The organism is Microbacterium sp. USTB-Y, assembly GCF_023703415.1.
In the GTDB taxonomy this organism is placed as follows: Bacteria; Actinomycetota; Actinomycetes; order Actinomycetales; family Microbacteriaceae; genus Microbacterium.
Window position 1 is genome coordinate 581,739 of the sequence record NZ_JAGMTU010000003.1, and the last position, 18,001, is coordinate 599,739.

The 18,001-nt window shown below is 70.6% G+C and carries 21 protein-coding genes; 12 read left to right on the plus strand and 9 right to left on the minus strand.

The genetic code is table 11. The features are described 5' to 3' along the window. Positions 1 to 15: 15 nt before the first annotated feature. The 3 genes from J8G10_RS09960 to J8G10_RS09970 all read left to right on the plus strand — a co-directional run bounded on the left by J8G10_RS09960 (position 16) and on the right by J8G10_RS09970 (position 2,151). Positions 16 to 636 carry a YitT family protein gene (locus J8G10_RS09960; RefSeq protein WP_251443858.1) on the plus strand — a complete coding sequence of 207 codons (621 nt, stop codon included), beginning with the start codon at positions 16 to 18 and terminating at the stop codon, positions 634 to 636. A 7-nt stretch (positions 637 to 643) separates the two neighbouring features. Then, a complete protein-coding gene (locus tag J8G10_RS09965) occupies positions 644 to 1,465 on the plus strand; it encodes a phosphatase PAP2 family protein (protein WP_251443860.1) in 822 nt (273 codons plus the stop codon). 344 nt (positions 1,466 to 1,809) lie between these two features. After that, positions 1,810 to 2,151, plus strand: a complete 342-nt coding sequence (locus J8G10_RS09970; protein WP_251443863.1) for a hypothetical protein — start codon at positions 1,810 to 1,812, stop codon at positions 2,149 to 2,151. A gap of 81 nt (positions 2,152 to 2,232) precedes the next feature. Here the strand turns inward: J8G10_RS09970 and J8G10_RS09975 are convergent, their stop codons facing one another. Further along, positions 2,233 to 2,772 (minus strand): Lrp/AsnC family transcriptional regulator, encoded by a 540-nt coding sequence (locus J8G10_RS09975; protein WP_251443865.1) that lies wholly within the window; start codon positions 2,770 to 2,772, stop codon positions 2,233 to 2,235. Positions 2,773 to 2,939: 167 nt separating this feature from the next. Here J8G10_RS09975 and J8G10_RS09980 point away from each other — a divergent pair, with 167 nt between their 5' ends. From J8G10_RS09980 to J8G10_RS10000, 5 genes are all read left to right on the plus strand, one after another. After that, positions 2,940 to 4,532 (plus strand): ABC transporter substrate-binding protein, encoded by a 1,593-nt coding sequence (locus J8G10_RS09980; protein WP_251443868.1) that lies wholly within the window; start codon positions 2,940 to 2,942, stop codon positions 4,530 to 4,532. Positions 4,533 to 4,614: 82 nt separating this feature from the next. After that, complete coding sequence (locus J8G10_RS09985; protein ID WP_251443871.1) at positions 4,615 to 5,682, plus strand: ABC transporter permease; 1,068 nt, start codon at positions 4,615 to 4,617, stop codon at positions 5,680 to 5,682. Beyond that, positions 5,679 to 6,602: an ABC transporter permease gene (locus J8G10_RS09990; RefSeq protein WP_251443874.1), complete on the plus strand. Its 924-nt coding sequence runs from the start codon at positions 5,679 to 5,681 to the stop codon at positions 6,600 to 6,602. The genes J8G10_RS09985 and J8G10_RS09990 overlap by 4 nt, the downstream gene beginning before the upstream one ends. A 34-nt stretch (positions 6,603 to 6,636) precedes the next feature. Next, positions 6,637 to 7,488, plus strand: a complete 852-nt coding sequence (locus J8G10_RS09995) for an ABC transporter ATP-binding protein (RefSeq protein WP_251443877.1) — start codon at positions 6,637 to 6,639, stop codon at positions 7,486 to 7,488. After that, positions 7,485 to 8,339, plus strand: a complete 855-nt coding sequence (locus tag J8G10_RS10000) for an ABC transporter ATP-binding protein (RefSeq protein WP_251443880.1) — start codon at positions 7,485 to 7,487, stop codon at positions 8,337 to 8,339. Before J8G10_RS09995 ends, J8G10_RS10000 begins: the two co-directional genes overlap by 4 nt. Positions 8,340 to 8,451: 112 nt before the next feature. On the opposite strand, the gene J8G10_RS19555 is transcribed toward J8G10_RS10000, so the two are convergent. The 4 genes from J8G10_RS19555 to J8G10_RS10020 all read right to left on the minus strand — a co-directional run bounded on the left by J8G10_RS19555 (position 8,452) and on the right by J8G10_RS10020 (position 11,982). Next, the gene (locus J8G10_RS19555) at positions 8,452 to 9,579 is read right to left on the minus strand and encodes a Xaa-Pro peptidase family protein (RefSeq protein ID WP_251443883.1); all 1,128 of its coding nucleotides are present in this window, start codon (positions 9,577 to 9,579) and stop codon (positions 8,452 to 8,454) included. Between the two features lie 227 nt (positions 9,580 to 9,806). Further along, positions 9,807 to 10,481 (minus strand): DUF3349 domain-containing protein, encoded by a 675-nt coding sequence (locus J8G10_RS10010; RefSeq protein WP_251443886.1) that lies wholly within the window; start codon positions 10,479 to 10,481, stop codon positions 9,807 to 9,809. Then, positions 10,478 to 10,768 (minus strand): hypothetical protein, encoded by a 291-nt coding sequence (locus J8G10_RS10015; protein ID WP_251443888.1) that lies wholly within the window; start codon positions 10,766 to 10,768, stop codon positions 10,478 to 10,480. Before J8G10_RS10015 ends, J8G10_RS10010 begins: the two co-directional genes overlap by 4 nt. Positions 10,769 to 10,785: 17 nt before the next feature. Next, positions 10,786 to 11,982, minus strand: a complete 1,197-nt coding sequence (locus J8G10_RS10020) for an inorganic phosphate transporter (protein ID WP_251443891.1) — start codon at positions 11,980 to 11,982, stop codon at positions 10,786 to 10,788. 186 nt (positions 11,983 to 12,168) lie between these two features. On the opposite strand from J8G10_RS10020, the gene J8G10_RS10025 reads away from it, so the two are divergent. After that, positions 12,169 to 13,047 carry a cytochrome c oxidase assembly protein gene (locus J8G10_RS10025; RefSeq protein WP_251443894.1) on the plus strand — a complete coding sequence of 293 codons (879 nt, stop codon included), beginning with the start codon at positions 12,169 to 12,171 and terminating at the stop codon, positions 13,045 to 13,047. Between the two features lie 17 nt (positions 13,048 to 13,064). On the opposite strand, the gene J8G10_RS10030 is transcribed toward J8G10_RS10025, so the two are convergent. Further along, positions 13,065 to 13,523, minus strand: coding sequence for a hypothetical protein (locus J8G10_RS10030; protein WP_251443897.1), 459 nt, complete (start codon positions 13,521 to 13,523; stop codon positions 13,065 to 13,067). Between the two features lie 134 nt (positions 13,524 to 13,657). Between J8G10_RS10030 and J8G10_RS10035 the strand changes: the two genes are divergently transcribed. Both J8G10_RS10035 and J8G10_RS10040 read left to right on the plus strand, forming a co-directional pair. After that, positions 13,658 to 15,292, plus strand: a complete 1,635-nt coding sequence (locus tag J8G10_RS10035) for an amidohydrolase (RefSeq protein ID WP_251443899.1) — start codon at positions 13,658 to 13,660, stop codon at positions 15,290 to 15,292. A gap of 38 nt (positions 15,293 to 15,330) precedes the next feature. Further along, the gene (locus J8G10_RS10040) at positions 15,331 to 15,759 is read left to right on the plus strand and encodes an NUDIX hydrolase (protein WP_251443902.1); all 429 of its coding nucleotides are present in this window, start codon (positions 15,331 to 15,333) and stop codon (positions 15,757 to 15,759) included. Position 15,760: 1 nt separating this feature from the next. Here the strand turns inward: J8G10_RS10040 and J8G10_RS10045 are convergent, their stop codons facing one another. From J8G10_RS10045 to J8G10_RS10055, 3 genes are read right to left on the minus strand one after another with little or no spacing between them, the layout of a single operon-like run. Continuing rightward, complete coding sequence (locus J8G10_RS10045; protein ID WP_251443905.1) at positions 15,761 to 16,246, minus strand: hypothetical protein; 486 nt, start codon at positions 16,244 to 16,246, stop codon at positions 15,761 to 15,763. A 54-nt stretch (positions 16,247 to 16,300) separates the two neighbouring features. After that, a complete protein-coding gene (locus tag J8G10_RS10050) occupies positions 16,301 to 16,750 on the minus strand; it encodes a YbaK/EbsC family protein (protein WP_251444361.1) in 450 nt (149 codons plus the stop codon). A 50-nt stretch (positions 16,751 to 16,800) separates the two neighbouring features. Continuing rightward, positions 16,801 to 17,310 (minus strand): DNA helicase, encoded by a 510-nt coding sequence (locus tag J8G10_RS10055; protein WP_251443908.1) that lies wholly within the window; start codon positions 17,308 to 17,310, stop codon positions 16,801 to 16,803. 132 nt (positions 17,311 to 17,442) lie between these two features. On the opposite strand from J8G10_RS10055, the gene J8G10_RS10060 reads away from it, so the two are divergent. After that, a complete protein-coding gene (locus J8G10_RS10060) occupies positions 17,443 to 18,000 on the plus strand; it encodes a peptidylprolyl isomerase (RefSeq protein ID WP_285814177.1) in 558 nt (185 codons plus the stop codon). Position 18,001: the final 1 nt, after the last annotated feature.

The following is an 18,001-nucleotide window of genomic DNA, read 5'->3' on the forward strand; positions in this document are numbered from 1 at the left end:
CTCGATCATGGAGGCATGACACGAAGGGTGCTGCAGCTGCTGATCGGTCTCGTGCTCTACGGCGTCGGAGACGGACTCATGATCACCGCCGGTCTGGGCGTGGATCCGTGGACCGTTTTCGCCCAGGGCCTGGCTCGTCACACCGGCATCGGCGTGGGCTGGATCACGAACATCGTCGGGCTGCTCGTGCTGCTGCTGTGGATCCCGCTGCGTCAGAAGCCCGGCATCGGCACCCTGCTCAACGTGCTGCTCGTGGGCACCGCGATCCAGGCGACCGTCACGGTCGTCCCGCCGGTGCACGGCCTGCTCGCGCAGGTGCTCGTGCTGGTCGCGGGTGTGCTCGTCGTCGCTCTGGCGAGCGGGCTCTACATCGGCGCACGGTTCGGCCCCGGCCCCCGCGACGGTCTCATGACCGGCATGAACGCGCGTCTCGGCTGGCCGATCTGGGTCTCCCGTCTGACGGTCGAGGTCACGGTGCTCGTGATCGGCTGGCTGCTCGGCGGCACCGTGGGCATCGGCACCGTCGTCTTCGCGCTCGGGATCGGTCCGCTCGTGCACATCGCGCTGCCCCTGCTGGATACGGCGCGCGCGAGCGGCAGCGACCGTGAGGCGCCTGCACAGGTCGAGCCTGCATGATGGAGTCATGGCGGCGAGACGTGGGGTGGCACCGTTCGCGCTTGCCGCCGTGCTGCTGGCCGTCGCATTCGTAGCGACCTACCTGTTCTTCGTCCGCACCTACGTCGGGCAGATCGTCGACGAGCGCGCCTTCGTCGGCGCGTCGGGTCAGCACGACGCCGTCTACCGGGTGGCGGGCTTGGTTCTGGGCAACGTTCCGACCGTCGCCGTCGGCGGCGGGATCCTGGTCACGCTCATCATCGGCATCGTGACCCGCCGGTTCCGGCATCTGACGGTGGCGCTGGGCGTCGGCGCCGTGGCGGTGGCCGCCGCAGAGCTCGCCAAGCACGTCTTCCTGGAGCGGGCCGCGACCGGCGCGACCGACCTCCTCGACAATTCATTCCCATCCGGGCATGCGACGGTGGCGGCGGCTGCGGCCTTCGCCGTCTTCGTGGTCAGCCCTCCGCGCTGGCGTCCGCTCGCGGCGGCGCTCGGCGGGGCGTTCGCTGTGCTGACGGGCATCGGACTCGTGATCCAGCAGTGGCACCGCCCCAGCGACGTGGTCGCGGCTTTCATGCTCGTCGCGGCATGCGGATGCCTCGGCGGCATCGCCCTCCTGCTGTGGCGGGTGCCGGAGGCCGTTCCCCCGGCGCGGTCGCTGCGAGCGCTCTGGTGGGTCTCCGGAGCGAGCGCGGTCGCCTCGGCGATCGCGTTCGTGGTCATCTTCGTCACCGTGGAGAACCACGGCAGCCATCTGCAGATCGCCTACGCCGGCGGCAGTACGGCCATCCTCGCCGTCGGCAGCGCATTCGCGGCCGCCGGGAATTCCCTCTTCCGCCGGATCTCCTGACGGGTCCGACAGGTTCTCCCGAGCTTCCGCACAGGCTCCGGAAAGGAAGGGATCCGTTTCGGTCGCGCGCCGGATCCTTTCCTGCGAGGAATCGGAAAACAGCCGGTGAACAGCCGGTATCCAGCCGAGCGATCCGGCCGGACAATGTCGTGCGGGATCATTTCCGCATTCCCCGAGTAATCCACATGTGGATGAACCTGTTAATAGATTCCGCAGGACCGGGAAGTCGTCATCAGCGAGGCCGGACCGACCACGTCTGCACGATCCGTCGAGACCCGCTCGCGCCCGATCGGGGGCGCGCCGGGATTGCGCCGATCGCCCGAGCGGGGTCCATACTCGTCGTCATGCCTTCCACGCTCTCCCTCGACGGGCTGCGCTTCGCCATGGTCTCCTCGACCGCCAGCGCCGTCGACTCCGCTGCTCCGACGACCTTCGACTATCACCAGGACGGCCGGTTGATCTGGGGCGAGTACACCGGGGACACGGTGACGGAGGGGCGCTTCGTCGGCGAGGTGGCGGGTGCCGAGGTGCGGGTCTCGTTCGCGCATGCGCTCGTGGCGGATGGCACCGTCGTGCGGGGAGACGCGGTCAGCCGCGCCGAGCAGGCCGAGGACGGCCGGATCCGCCTCGTCGAGGACTTCGCGGTCGACGGGGTCGACCACGTGAGCGTCTGCCTGCAGGTCTGAGGCGCCCGGCCCGTTCAGCGCCGCCGACCCGGGGTCCCTCCGCTAGGCCGGTGCTCGCTCCACGACCCCGGATCTGAACCCTCAGATCCGGGTGCCCCTGCTCCCGTCAGTGCGGGTGAACCGCATCAGACCGCTGTCGACCCCGATCGCCGCGCGCTGCGGGATCTCGTCCGGCAGCACGAACGGGCGGCGGAACACCTCGCCCATCACGATCGCCGTCTCGACCTTGGTGACCTCGGGACGGTCGGCGATCGTGCCGATCACGAGCGACTGCATGCGCTCCATGTCGATGCTGCGCACGATCAGCATCACGTCGTGCTCACCGGTCATCACCATCGCCGACTCGACATCGGGCATCTCGCCGATCGCCTGGAGGAACGACGTCCAGGACTGCGGCTGGATCGTGCAGAACACGAGGGCGCTCACGCCGAGGCCGAGTCGTGTGGTGTCGACCTCCGCGGTGTACCCGGTGATGATGCCCGCCCGCGTCAGCGACTCGACGCGGGAGTAGGCGCTGGCACGCGAGATCCCGACCTCCTGGGCCAGGGCGGCGATCGAGATCCGTCCGTTGCGACGCAGCGCGCGGAGGATGTCGTACGCGATTTCGTCGATCGCGGGCACGGATCGTCCAGATACGTGAGGCTGATCTTCGCTCATGCTGGACATATTGCCGTAGTGATGGAAGCGTGACAATGGATTGCTCGAAATTGAGCCGATCTGTCGGATATAGTGCCGGGAAACCCGATCTGGTCGTCTGACCTGTCCATTCTTTCAATGAGGAGGAAGCCGTGGCCCGTTCTTATCGCCACGTCGCCGCAGCGGTCATCGCCGCGGCCGCCATCGCGCTCGCCGGCTGCTCCGGCGGCAACTCCGCGAGCAACAACTCCAGCGGATCCTCCTCCTCGGGCGGCACGCTCGTGGTCGACACCGCGTTCTCGCTCGAGACGGGCGACCCCGGTCGCAACTACGTCCCGACCGGCAACATGGTGCTGCACGCGGTGTACGACACCCTGCTGACGTTCCAGGGCGCCGACTCGACCACCCCGAAGCCCGACATCGCGACCATGAAGCAGAACTCGGACGCCACCGAGTTCACCTTCACGATCCAGGACGGCCGCACGTTCTCGGACGGCACTCCGATCACCGCCGATGACGTGGTCTTCTCCCTCGACCGCGTCGCCGGCATCACCGACTCCAAGGCCAACTTCCTGATGACGGGGATCACGGTCACGAAGGTCGACGACAAGACGGTGAAGCTGTCGACCAAGACGCCCTCGCTGCAGCTGCCCGCGATCGTCACCAACCCGTCGCTCGCGATCCTGAACTCCAAGGTCGTGAAGAAGAACGGCGGCACCACGGACGACAAGGACGGCGCGAAGAGCTGGCTCGACGCGAACTCCGCCGGATCCGGCCCGTACAAGCTGCAGTCGCTCGACCTCACCACCCAGGTGGTGCTGGTGAAGAACGACAAGTACGACGGCGAGGACAAGCCCGCCTACGACAAGATCGTGGTGCGCAACATCTCGCAGTCGTCCACGCAGCTCACCAACCTCAAGGGCGGCGACTCGAACGTGGCCGTCGACCTCTCCGGCGACCAGGTCAAGAACCTCGGTGACGGCTTCACCGTCGACTCCGCTCCGTCGGCCGAGACCCTCTTCCTCCTCATCAACCAGGACAAGAACGTCGGCGGTGTGACCGCGAACCCGAAGTTCGCCGAGGCCGTGCGCTACGCGCTCGACTACGACAAGCTGCTCGAGCTCGCCGGATCCGGATCCGAGCAGGCCACCGGCGTCGTCCCGCCGATGTTCCCCGGCGCGAACAAGACCGGCGTGAAGCAGGATCTGGACAAGGCCAAGGCCGCGCTCGTCGCCTCCGGTTACACCGGCCAGGAGGTCAAGCTGCAGTTCCCGAACGACAACCCGGTCGGCGGCGTGGAGTTCACGCCGGTCGCCGAGCGCGTGCAGGAGCAGCTGAAGGCGGTCGGCATCAACGCGACCCTCGCCCCCGCCCCGTTCGCGACCGAGGTGCAGCCCTACGTCAAGGCGCAGGAGGCGTTCTCGCTCTGGTACTGGGGCCCCGACTACGCCGACACCTCGTCGTTCCTGCCGTTCGGCCCGGGCCAGAAGGTCGGCCTGCGCGCCGGCTGGACCGCCGAGGCCGACCCGGCGATCGCCGACCTCGTGACCAAGGCGCAGAACGCGACGACCGTGGACGCGCGCAACACGGCGTTCAGCGACTACGCGAAGGCGATGCAGGAGTCCGGGCCGTTCGTGCCGCTGATCGTCCCCGGCATCAACCTCGCCAGCTCCACCAAGGTCGCCGGTCTCGAGTACAACGTGACCTGGACCCTGGACCTGCGGACGCTGCACCCCGCCAAGTAAGCCCTGCGGGGGCCGGATCCACGGGGATCCGGTCCCCGCAGCACCACGCCGTCACCGCCCCGCAGACCCGGAAGCGCCGACTTTGTCCGAGACCCAAGCCATCGCCACCCGCAGGACGCGGCAGTCGCAGCACACCCTGCTGCGGTTCCTCGCCCGCAGGGCCGTGACGAGCGTCATCCTGCTGTTCGGGATCGTGCTGGTCACCTTCTCCCTCACCGTGATCGTGCCCGGCGACCCGGTGCGCGCCGCCCTCGGCGAGGGCGCATCGTCGAACCCCGCCACCGTCGCCGCGTTCCGGGAGAAGTACGGGCTCGATCAGCCCGTCTGGATCCGGTTCTTCCGCTACGTGGGCAACCTGCTGCAGGGCGACCTCGGCACGTCGATGACCACGGGCCGACCGGTCTCGGCCGACCTCGCCAAGGCCGTGCCGGCAACAGGGGAGATCGCCTTCTACGCGATCATCGTGAGCCTGGCCGTCGCCGTCGTGCTCGGCACGCTCGCCGCCTACCGCCGGGGCAAGGCCACGGATCAGGTGGTGCGGGTGGTGACCCTGATCGGGCTCAGCATCCCCACGTTCTGGATGGCCATCCTCTGCTACCAGCTGTTCTTCATGAACCTGCACTGGGTGTCGGGATCCGGGCGGATCTCCCCCACCATCACCCCGCCGCCGCGGATCACCGGCTTCTACACGATCGACTACCTCCTCAACGGGGACTCGGTCGGGTTCTTCGACGCGACCAGCCACCTGGCCCTCCCGGTGCTGGTGCTCAGCCTGTTCACGATCGCGACCCTCACCCGGTTCGTGCGCACCTCGGTGCTCGAGGTGCTGGACATGGACTACGCCCGCGCCGCCCGGGCGAAGGGCCTGAGCGGCCGCCGGGTCGTCGTCGGCTACGTGCTGCGCGGGGCGGCCCTGCCGATCCTGACCCTCGTCGGCATCGCGTTCGGCAGCCTGCTGTCGGGCACCGTGCTCGTCGAGGCGGTGTTCGCCTGGCCGGGCCTCGGAACCTACGCCTACAACGCGTCGAAGAACCTCGACCTGCTGGCCGTCACCGGCGTCGGCCTCGTGGTCGGCGTCATCTACCTCGTCATCAACCTCGTCGTCGACGTGCTCTACGGCGTCCTGGATCCGCGAGTGAGGCTTTCGTGAACCTCGTCATCCCCGAGAAGCTCGCGCCGAAGCGCCGCAAGCCCTGGCTGCCGCGCGCCTGGCGCACCCCGCTCGCCCTGGTCGGCACCGTGATCGCGCTGGTCTGGATCCTCGTCGCGATCCTGGCCCCCTGGGTCGCCCCGCACGACCCGCTCGCGCAGGACCTCCCGCGTCTCGCGGCCCCGAGCGGCGAGGCGATCATGGGCACCGACGTCAACGGTCGCGACGTGTTCTCGCGCCTGCTGCTCGGCGCGCAGACCACGATCCCCCTCGCGCTCATGCTCGTCGTCTGCGCCATGGTCGTGGGCACGATCGTCGGCGCCGTCGCGGGCTACCTCGGCGGCTGGTTCGACGAGGTGCTCATGCGCATCACCGACATGGTCATGGCGTTCCCGACCGTGATCCTCGCGATGGTCATCGCCGCCTCCCTCGGCCCGTCGATCATGAACGCGGTCATCGCCGGCATCATCGTGGCCTGGCCCCCCTACGCCCGCATCACCCGCTCGCTCGTGCTCGGTCTGCGCACGCAGAACTACGTGATCGCGGGAAGGCTCCTCGGATCCTCGCCGCTGCGCTCGCTCCTGCGCGACGTGCTGCCGAACATCGCCGGACCCGTGCTCGTGCTCGCCTCGCTCGACATCGGCACCGCGATCCTGCTGCTCTCGGGTCTCTCGTTCCTCGGTCTCGGCGCCCAGCCGCCGACGCCCGAGTGGGGCACGATGATCGCCGCGGCCATGCAGAACACCTCCGCCTGGTGGCTGGGGCTGTTCCCCGGCCTCGCGATCCTCAGCATCGTGATGGCGTTCAACTTCATCGGCGACTCGCTGCGCGACGCCCTCGACCCGCTCGCCGCCCGCGAGCGCGAGGCCGAGGCGCCCACCGCCGTGTCGGCCGCCGCTGCGACCGGGGAGGCGGTATGAGCGTGCTTGCACTGAGCGACCGGAGGGAGTCGAAGTGAGCGCCGCACTCGCGATCCGCGATCTGCACGTCGAGCTCGGGCAGAGCAGGAGCCGTCGTACCGAGGTCGTCAAGGGCATCTCGCTCGACCTGGTCCCCGGGCGCATCCAGGGGCTCGCGGGCGAGTCCGGTTCGGGCAAGAGCATGACCGCGATGGCGGTGCTCGGCCTGCTTCCCGCCGGCGGCACCGCATCGGGATCGATCCTCCTCGGCGGCGACACCGAGCTCGTCGGGATGGCCGGCCGCGCGTACCGGAAGGTGCGCGGCAAGCGCGTCGGGATGGTGTTCCAGGATCCCTCGGCGAGCCTGCACCCGCAGATCACCGTCGGCTCCCAGCTCGCCGACGGCATGCGCGCACACCTCGGCCTCTCGCGCGCAGAGGCCCGCACGCGCGCTGCCGAACTGCTCGCCCTGGTGCGCGTGCCGGAGCCGGAGGAGGCGCTGCGGAAGTACCCGCACCAGTTCTCCGGCGGCCAGCGTCAGCGCATCGCGATCGCGATCGCCCTCGCCTGCGAGCCCGAGGTGCTGCTCGCCGACGAGCCCACCACGGCCCTCGACGTGACCGTTCAGGCGGGCATCCTGCACCTGCTGCGCGATCTCGCCACCGAGCGCGATCTCGCTGTGCTCCTCGTCACCCACGATCTCGGCGTGATGAGCGCGATCGCCGACGAGGTCGCGGTGATGCGGGGCGGGCTGATCGTCGAATCCGGAACCCGGCAGCAGATCTTCCAGGATCCGCAGCACCCCTACACGCGCGAGCTGCTCGACGCGATGCCCGATGCGCAGGACTCGCTCGTGGACGGTCCCGCCGCAGGCTCCACGACCGCCGAGCCGGAGGAGAACCGATGAGCGATCAGAAGCCGGTGCTGCACGTCGACTCGCTCGTCGTCGAGTATGGCGGACGCGCGGCGTTCCGCGCGGTCGACGGCGTGAGCTTCGACATCGCGAGCGGTGAGGTGCTCGCCCTGGTCGGCGAGAGCGGCTGCGGCAAGTCCTCCACCGCGCGCGCGGTGATCGGGATGGAGAAGCCCGCCGGCGGGACGGTGCTCTACCGCGACCGTCCCGTGCAGCCTCTCGGGATGCGCACACGTCCGGCCGAGCTCACGGCGATCCAGATGGTGTTCCAGGATCCGAACTCCTCGCTCAACCCGCGGATCAGGGTCGCGCAGCAGATCGCCGAGGGATCCAGGGCGGCCCGGGCCCGGGGCCTCGACACCGAGGCGCCGTCGCACTGGCTGAACGCCGTCGGCCTCTCCCCCGCACTGGAGAACCGCTACCCGTACCAGCTCTCGGGCGGGCAGCGTCAGCGCGTCGCGATCGCCCGTGCGCTCGCCGCGAAGCCCGATCTCATCGTGGCGGACGAGCCGATCTCGGCGCTGGACGCGTCGGCTCAGGCCTCGGTGGCCGCGATGATGCGCGAGCTCTGCGTCGCCTCGGGCGCCGCGATGCTGTTCATCTCGCACGACCTCTCCGTGGTGCGGCTGATGGCCGACCGCGTCGCCGTGATGTACCGCGGGCGGATCGTCGAGTCCGGTGCCACCCCGGTCGTGTGGGCGAACCCCGTGCACCCCTACACGGAGGCGCTGCTGGACGCGATCCCGCACCCCGACGGCGAGGGCGTGCTGCCCGCCGCGCCGGCATCGGAGGCGCCGTCGTCGTGGCGCGTGGACATCCCCGAGGCGCTCGACCGCGTGCGCTGAGGCGCCCCTTGCGGGGTCGTTGAGCGAGGACGCGCGCAGCGGGGCCGGGTCGAGGTGCGGTGATCTGCGAGAGCGCCGCGTTTCGTCTCGCTCCGGCTGCGCCGGGGCTCGCTCAACGACCCCGCAGGGCGGGCGTCAGTTCGTGCGGCGTGGTGTTGAGGTTCGTGCACCCGTCGGCGGTGACGACCACGATGTCCTCGATGCGGGAGCCCCACTGCCCGGGGAAGTAGATCCCAGGCTCGATGCTGAACGCCATGCCCTCACGCAGGGGCAGGGCGTTGCCGGGGGCGATGTACGGCTCCTCGTGCGTCGTGACGCCGATGCCGTGGCCGGTGCGGTGCAGGAACGCCTCCGCCAGCCCCTCGGCGGCGAGCACGTCGCGGGCGGCGGCGTCGACCTGCTCGGCGGTGACGCCGGGGCGCACCGCGTCGACGGCGGCCTGCTGGGCCCGCACGAGCACCGCGATCCTGCGCGCGGTCTCGGGATCCGGGGTGCCGACCGTGTAGGTGCGGGTGCTGTCGGAGTTGTAGCCGCTGGGAACCGCGCCGCCGATGTCGACCACCACGATGTCGCCGTCCTGGATCACGCGATCCGACACCTCGTGGTGCGGATCGGCGCCGTTCGGGCCCGAGGCGACGATCACGAACTCGACCGTGCGGTGCCCCTCCTCGACGAGCGCTGCGGCGATGTCGGCCGCGACCTCGCGCTCGGTGCGTCCGGCGCGCAGGAGGCCGGGCACGCGGCGGTGCACGGCGTCGATGGCGTCGCCGGCGCGGCGCAGCTCGGCGATCTCGGCCGCGTCCTTGATCATGCGGCTCTCGCGCAGCACGGGCGTCGCGAGTTCGGGGCGGGCATCCAGACGCGTCGTCAGCGGAACCACGTGCAGTGCCGGGAGGGCATCGGCGACGCCGAACCGCGAGACGGATCCGCCCATCGCCGCGGTCACGAGAGCATACGGATCCTCGCCGTCCACCCAGTCCGCCACGGCGAGTCCCAGCGCGCCGACCGCGGTGTCGCGCACCTTCGCGAGCTCCATGCGCGGCACGACGATCGTCGGTTCCCCCGTCGCGGGGATCACGAGCGCCGTGAGCCGCTCGATCGTGTCGCCCTCCACGCCGGCGAGATAGGTCAGATCCGGACCCGGCCCCACGACGATGGCGTCGAGGCCGGCCTCGGCGGTCAGAGCGCGGGCGCGGTCGAGGCGGGCGGCGTACACGGAGGCGGGGAACGGGGTGCTCACCCCTCCACGCTAGGCGGCGTGCGCCCGCGTGCGCCAGGATCCCGAGGCCGGTCTTCCGAACTCAGGATGAACTGCGGAAAACAGCCGATTTCGAGGCGGAATCGTCTGTTCCTGCGCTTGTGGCCTGAGTTAGGACGGACACTTTCGCGCTCGGCGGCGCGGCTCGACACGCCGATGCCGATGGCGGGCGGTGCAGCCCACCGGACGACACGCCGCACGAGGCGCGGTCACGCGAGCGCGATGCCCGACTCCTCGAGGCGGACGCGGACGCGCTCCACGTCGTCGTCGCCGGGGAGCTCGCCCAGCACCCTCATCATGAGCACCTGCGCGTCGACGAGGGAGACATCGGGATCCGCCCCGGTCTGCGCCGCCACCGCCTCGCAGACCTCCTGCACCTCGTCGTCGGTGAGCCGACGGCGCAACAGGGCCAGGATCGGCACCCGATCCTGCGCGGGGATGCCGTCGGGGTACCCGGCTCCCAGCCAGCGCAGCGCCTGCGCGATCGGATTCGGGGCGGTTGCATCGACGGAACCGGCCGTGGCGCCGGCACCGGCACCGGGCGCGCCGGCAGCAGCGTCTGCGAGGTTCTCGCGAGCGGCGACGATCCGCTGCGCCCTCGTGCTCAGCGGCACCCCGCGGGCAGCCAGGTGCGCGGCGACGCGACGGACCTCGTCCTCGCCCGGGTTCGCCGCGGTGATCTCGGCGATCGCCGCGCGGATCTGCGAGACGCGCACCGGATCGGTCTCCTGCCGGGCGAGCGCGGCGACGACGTCGGCGAGCTCCTCCGCGGTGAGAGTGCGGTGCAGGAGGGCGAGCAGCGGGCTGTAGTCCTTGGGCGGCACGCCTTCGGGGTAGCCCGCGCGCAGCCAGTCGAGGACGCGGCTGAGGACGCTGCCGCTCATTTCCCCACCCCGAACAGGGAGATCCCGAAGTAGTGGTAGATGCTCAAACGGGTGATGAAGAGCACTCCGGCCAGGACGACCGCGATGACGATCGCGAACAGGATCCAGCCCGCAACGGTGAGCACAGGGCGCCGGGTTCCCGGAGCCTCCCCGTCGACCTCGCCGGTGCCGGCAGACTGCAGCCGCATGCCGAGTGCGAACAGGGCGGGCAGTCCCGCTCCGAACAGTAGGCCGACCAGCAGGACGCGGCCGGCGGAGAGCGCCATCTGCGCGATGTCGAAGTTCATCTCATGCGTCCTTCGGTTCAGGCCGTCGCGCCCTGCGCGGCGGCGTTCGGCGCGAGGGATCCGTCCCACTCGGCGTTGACGTTGTTGTGATCGACCTTCTGGCGGCGGCTGCGCAGGTACATCAGCGCGGCGGCCGCGAGCAGCAGCACGAACACGGTGATGGCGCCGGCGAGACCGCCGATGCCGTGGGCGAGGAAGAAGCACAGCGCCCCCACCACGCCCGCTGCCGGCATCGTGATCAGCCACGCGGTGACCATGCGGCCGGCGATGCCCCAGCGCACCTGGGCGCCGGGGCGTCCCACGCCGGATCCGAGGATCGACCCGGTCGCGACGTGCGTGGTGGACAGCGCCATCCCCATCGAGCTCGAGGTGAGGATGATCGCGGCCGACGACGCCTCGGCGGCGAGGCCCTGCGGCGACTCGATCTCGACCAGGCCCTTGCCCAGGGTGCGGATGATCCGCCAGCCGCCGAGGTAGGTGCCCAGCGCGATGGCCGCGCCGCAGCTGACGATGATCCAGATCGGCAGCCCCTCGGCGAGGATCTGGTCCCCGGTCAGGGTGCCGTGCGCGATGAGCGCGAGGGCGATCACGCCCATCGTCTTCTGCGCATCGCCGGTGCCGTGGGCGAGGGAGACCAGCGACGCGGTGCCGATCTGGCCCCAGCGGAATCCGGCCTCGCGGTGCTTCGCGTGCACGGTGCGGGTGAGCCGGTAGACGAGCCAGGTGCCGACTGCGGCGACGACGCCGGCGATGACCGGCGAGAGCACCGCGGGAACGATGATCTTGCCGACGATCCCGGCCCAGTTGACGGTGGCGGCACCCGCGATCCCCGCCCCGATGAGTCCGCCGAACAGCGCGTGCGACGAGCTCGAGGGCAGCCCGAGCAGCCAGGTGAGCAGGTTCCACAGGATGCCGCCGACGAGCCCCGCGAAGATGATGATCATCGCCGCCTCCGGGGAGAGCCCCGGGACCAGGTCGCCGTTCGGCCCCTGGATCGTGAGCACGTCCTTGGTGATGGTCGCCGCGACCTCGACCGAGAGGAAGGCGCCGACGAGATTCAGCACCGCGGAAAGCGCCACCGCGACCTTGGGCTTCAGCGCGCCGGTGGCGATGGACGTCGCCATCGCGTTGCCCGTGTCGTGGAAACCGTTGGTGAAGTCGAATCCGAGGGCGGTCACGACCACCAGGACGAGGATCAGCACTTCGGCGCTCATGGTCGTCAGCTTCGCGCGGCCCAGCCCCGCCGACGGCCGGTTTCCCGCATTCGACCGCCAGAGTTCACTCGGCGTTAAGACGGCGATCGGATCGGATCCCATCGCGCGCATAGGCGTCGGGCGTAGCGTCGTCGCGGCCCGCCGCGGGTGGTGCCGCATCCGCACCGGACGACGAGGGGAGAGCGCGTGCCTCCCATCCCCGTCTTCCTCGGCACCTGGAGCGTGGATCCCGCCGCGCTCGTCGTGCTCGTCATCGCCGCCGGGCTCTATCTCGGCGGTGTCGCGGTGCTGCGGCGGCGCGGGCACCGCTGGCCGCTGCGGCTGACGCTGATGTACCTCCTGCTGGGCCTCGGCTCCTATGCGGTCGTGTCCTTCGGCTTCCTCGGCACGTGGAGCCCCGAGCTGCGCTGGGCGTTCTCGACCCGGATCGCACTCCTGCTGTTCGTCGTGCCGGTCCTGATCACCCTGGGCCGACCGGTGTCCCTGGCCCGCGCCGTGCTCTCGGCGGGTCCTCGCGCCCGGGTGAACGGGTTCCTGCGCTCCTGGCTCGCGAGGTTCTTCGGCAACGCGATCATGGCGCCGGTGTTCACCTGCCTCGTCTTCTCGGTGTTCTTCACGCCGCTGTCCGCGGTGCTGCGATTCTCTCCGGTCGCCGAGGGCGCGATCTCGGCCCTCGTCCCGGTGCTCGGCCTGCTCATGGTGCTGCCGATGGCGGCGCACACGGTCGCGCGCACGAGCCTGTTCATCGTGGCCGAGTTCCTGTTCGCGTTCGTGGAGCTCGTGCTCGACGCCATCCCGGGCGTGCTGCTGCGGCTGGGCACGGTCGTGTTCGACCAGGCCGGATCCTGGCCCGGGACGCTGCCGCTCTGGTTCCCGAATCCGCTGCGGGATCAGCAGCTCTCCGGCGACTTCCTCTGGTTCATCGCCGAGATCGTCGACGTGCCGATCCTGGTGATCCTGATGATGCGGTGGATCCGGTCCGACCGGCGCGAGTCCCGCAGCATGGACGAGCTCAGCGACGAGGAGATGGCCGAGCTCACCGCCGCGCACCTGCGCGGGGAATGACGGCTCCCGGTCCCGGCTCAGGCGGCGGGGGCGGCGGTGCGGATGCGCTCGCCGAGGAAGGCGAGGTCCGCCGGCGTGAGCGCGGTCACCGCGTAGGAGACGGGCCACACGGTCCCGTCGTCGAGCTGCGCCGGCCACTCGAACTCGAACGTGGAGTAGCGCACCTTGAACTTCGCCTTGGGCTTGAAGAAGCAGACGACCTTGCCCGCGGCGTTCGCCCAGGCCGGCATGCCGTAGTAGGTCTTGGGCACGAGGTGCGGCGCGTTCTCGGAGACCAGCCGGTGCAGGGCGGTGGCGAGCGATCCGTCCTCCTCGTCCATCTCCGCGATCTTGGCCAGCACGTCGGCCTCCCCGGCGGCGCGCAGCTCCTCCGGCGAGGCCTTCTTGCGCGCGACGCGCGTGCGGCTCTCCTTCGCGGCCTCCTTGACGGCGGCCCGTTCGAAATCGGTCAGCACGGGTGCGGTGTTCTCGGTCATGGCATCCTCCGTTCGTCCGACCCGGGATTCGGGTCGCCCCTCAGCCTAGGAAGGCGTCGGCGGGCGTGCTTCTTCAGAACTGATCGATCCGCCGGCCCTCTCCTCGCGGACGGGAAACCTGCCACGATGGGCGCATGACGACGCTGTTCACGGGCCGGATCCGGCCGCTCTCCGCTGCCGCTCCCGCTCTCGTCGAGGCGATGCTCGTCGACGACGACGACGACGGACGCGTCGTCGCGGTCGGCGCCGCGGCGGACCTCGCCGCGCAGGATCCCGCGGCCGAGCGCGTGGCGCTGGACGGCTGGGCCATGCCGGGGCTCATCGAGCCGCACGGGCACCCCGGCACCGCCGCGGTGCTGCTCTCGGACCGCGTGCTCGATCTGCGGCCCGTCGTCGTGCCGGACGCCGACGGGGTGATGGCCGCGCTGCGGGCGGCACTCGCCGCCGCAGACGGCGCACCCGTGTATGCGAACGGGTGGGACGCCCTGCTGCAGCGCGGCCTGCCGGATCCCGGCCTGCGCCTGCTCGACGAGCTCGCCGGATCCACCCCGCTCGTCATCGTGCACAACTCGGGGCACTCGGCGTACTTCAACACCGCGGCCGCCCGCCTCGCCGGACTGGACCGCTCCACGCCCGACCCGGTCGGCGCATCGTTCGGCCGCACCGCGGACGGCGAGCTGAACGGGGTCGCCCTCGAGGCCGGCGCGGTCGAACGCGTCGCCGCCCCGTTGCTGCAGGCCGCGCAGGCCGACATCGTCGAGCTGCTCGGCGCGCACTTCGCCGACGTCTCCCGCCGGGGGATCACCACGGTGGCCGATCTCAGCTGGAACCCCGCGCTCTCCCCCGCCGTCGATGCGCTCCGCGCCGCCGGCCGCATGCCGCTGCGGCTGCGCTGGTACGAGATGTCCCGTCCCGGTGGGACGCCGGCCCCGCACCCGGGACGGCGGGGAGGGAACGAAGAGTCCCGCCTCGAGGACGCCGTGATGCGCCAGGTCGGGGTCAAGACCTGGACCGACGGATCCCCGTGGATCGGCAACATCGCCACGAGCTTCCCCTATCTCGACACCGCGGCCACCCGCGACCTCGGTCTGGCGCCGGGGCACCGCGGCGCTTCCAATTACACCGCAGAGCAGCTGCACGCGATCGCGGAGCCCTCTGCGGCGGCCGGCTGGCAGCTCGCCTGCCACGCGCACGGCGATCTGGCGGTCGACGAGACGCTCGACGTCTACGAGCGCCTGATCCGCGATCACGGCCTGGTCGACCATCGCTTCCGGCTCGAGCACGTCGGGGCGATGACGCCCGCGCAGTTCGCGCGCGCGGCCGCCCTCGGGGTCACGGTCAGCCTCTTCGTCGACCACATCACCTACTGGGGGGAGGTGCTCGTGGACGATCTGTTCGGCCCGGAGCACGGCGGCGCCTGGGCCGACGCCGGTGCGGCGTTCGCCGCGGGCCACCGGGCGACCTTCCACAACGACGGCTGGGTCACCCCGGCCGAGCCCCTGCGCAACATGGCGGTCGCCGAGACCCGGCGCACGAGGTCCGGCCGGGTCATGCCGGGCGGCACGCCCGTCACGCGCCCCCAGGCGCTCGCCGCGCACACCGGCAACGCCGCATGGCAGCTGTTCAGCGAGCACGAGATCGGATCCCTGGATCCCGGGCTGTTCGCCGACATGGTCGTGCTCGACCGGGATCCGCTGACCGTTTCGGCGGAGGAACTCGCCTCCGCCGAAGTCCGAGAGGTGCGTCTCGGGGGACGTCGCGTGACCTGACGACGCCATACCGGCTCACAGCGCCTAGGGTGTGTCTCATGGACATGCGGGTCGCGGCATACGCGGTCATCGTCGACGATGACGACCGGGTACTGCTGGCGCGCTGGACCGAAGGCCGCCGAGTGTCGTGGACCATGCCGGGCGGCGGCCTCGAAGACGGCGAGGATCCCCAGGTCGCCGCACGCCGCGAGGTGCTGGAGGAGACCGGCTACAAGGTCGTCATCGATGATCTGCTCGGGATCCACTCCCGGGTGATCCCTCCGCGCCGCCGCGTCACGCCCGGCGCGACCGCGCCGCTGCACACGCTGCGCATCGTCTATCGCGCGCGCATCACCGGCGGCCGGCTGCGGTTCGAGAAGAACGGATCCACCGACATGGCGGCCTGGTACCGGCTGGGTGAGATCGGCGGCCTGCAGCGGGTGCGGCTCGTCGACATCGCGCTGGGGATGGCCGGTCTGACGGCCTGAGTCAGCGCAGCACCTCGACGAGAGCGATCCACGAGATCACGATCGCGACCACGATCGCCAGCAGCGCGCCGGCGGCGATGAGCCCGAGTCCGAGGGGCGGCGCCAACAGCAGCTGCGCACTGCCCGCGACGTACGCGGCCAAGGGGAGGAAGCCCAGGGCCGCCCGGAGCAGAGGGCTGCCGTTCCCGCGATCACGCCGGAGCGAAAGCGCGGCGTGCACCTGAAAACCGGTCGCGCCGGCGGCGACGAGCAGCACGAGTGCACCGAAGAGATCCAGCGCGATGTGCGGGATGAGCGCGATGCCAGAGGTGAGGATGGCCAGTACGAGTGTCGCGATCGCCGCGGCGAGACGTGCGGTGAGGGTCTCCGCGGCGATGATCTTCGCGATGTTGACGCTTGCGGCGACGATGAGGAGGCCGGCGAGGGCCGCGGTGGCACCCAGCATCGCCACATGGAACTCCGACCACGCCTGGAGTGCATCCGTCATCCCCGGATGCTACTCCCGCGAGGGTTCAGCGTGCGGGAGCGGGTCCGACCCGGATCACTCGGGTTCGGAGATGTCCGCCACGGTGGCGTCGTAGGCGGCGATGAGGGCGTCGCCGTCGACGAACAGGCTGTACCCGTGCGCGCCCGCGCCCATCGCGATGCGGCGGCCCCGGATCGTCTCGTCGGCGAACACCGGCCACGCCGTGGTGCTGCCGATCGGCACGATCGTGCCGCGCTCGTAGCCGGTCGCGGCGAGGGCCACGTCAGGATCCGGGAGCTTGAGCCGGTTCACGCCGACGACGGCGCGCAGCTTGGGCCAGGAGATCTTGCGACCGCCCGGGATCAGCGCGAACAGGAACGTGTCGTCGGATCTCTTGACCACGAGGGTCTTCACGATGCCGGAAGGATCCAGCCCGAGCAGGGCCGCGGCCTCGTGCAGGCTGTTCGCGGCGGGGCGCTGCCGGATCTCGATGTCGAGACCGCGCTCGGCCGCGGCATCGCGCACGCGCGCGTGCGGATCCGACCCGTCGACCGGGTCGGAGGACGAGGGCGTGCTCACACCTCGGGGGCGTTCAGCGGGTCGTCCGCGACCCAGAGCTCGTCGTCGGCGCGCAGGGCCTGCCAGGCGGCGACGAGGACGCCGACCGCGGCCGCGGCACCGAGGATGATCGCGATGACCGCGCCGATGCCGGGGCCGCTCTTGCGCTCGGCGGGCACGGTGACGAGCGCACGCGGGGCGTGCGTCGTGCCGGTGCGCTTGGCGTTGGCGATGTCCCATGCGGTGAGCGCGGATCCGACCACGCCCCCGATCGCGGGAACGACCTTGTGGTCGACGATGTCGCGGGAGAACTTGACGCCCTTGTCGACGGCGGGCACCACGCGGTGCTCGTAGACGTCCTGCACGGTCGGCACGACCTGCTCGCGGCGGAAGTTGTCGAGCTGGCGACCCGCCTCTCGGGCGACGTTCGCGGCTTCGCCGACGACGACCTGCTGGGCGGCCCACAGCTTGGCGGCCTCGCTCTGCAGCTGGCGGAGTTCCTTCTGACGCTTGCGGCTCAGGCTCACGATGCCCTCCCAATCGAAACGGGGTTCGGACTCCCCATCTTGCCAGACATGCTCCTGTGCAACGCGTGTGCGTTCGAGAAGTTCACCGATGAATCGGAGGCTCGGCGGGATCCGATGCGAGAGAATGGATCCATGCCTCACGCCACTCACGTCGCCACGCTGCACACCAACCACGGAGACATCGTCGTCAACCTCTTCGGCGACCACGCTCCCCGCACGGTGAAGAACTTCGTCGAACTCTCCGACGGCACCGGATCCTGGACGCACCCGGCCACCGGGAAGCCCGGCGAGGGCGCGCTGTACAAGGACGTCATCTTCCACCGGATCATCCCGAACTTCATGATCCAGGGCGGCGACCCGCTCGGACAGGGCGTCGGCGGTCCCGGCTACACCTTCAACGACGAGATCCACGGCGAGCTGAACTTCAACGAGCCGTACATCCTCGCGATGGCGAACGCCGGTCTGCGTCGCAACGCCATCACCGGCCAGGCCGAGGGCACCAACGGCTCGCAGTTCTTCATCACGACCGATCCGACCCCGTGGCTGCAGGGCAAGCACACGATCTTCGGCGAGGTCGCGGACGACGCGTCCAAGGCCGTCGTCGACGAGATCGCCGCCGTGCGCACCGGCGCCGGCGACCGCCCGGTCGAGGACGTCGTGCTGCAGTCCGTCGACATCGTCGCGAACTGAT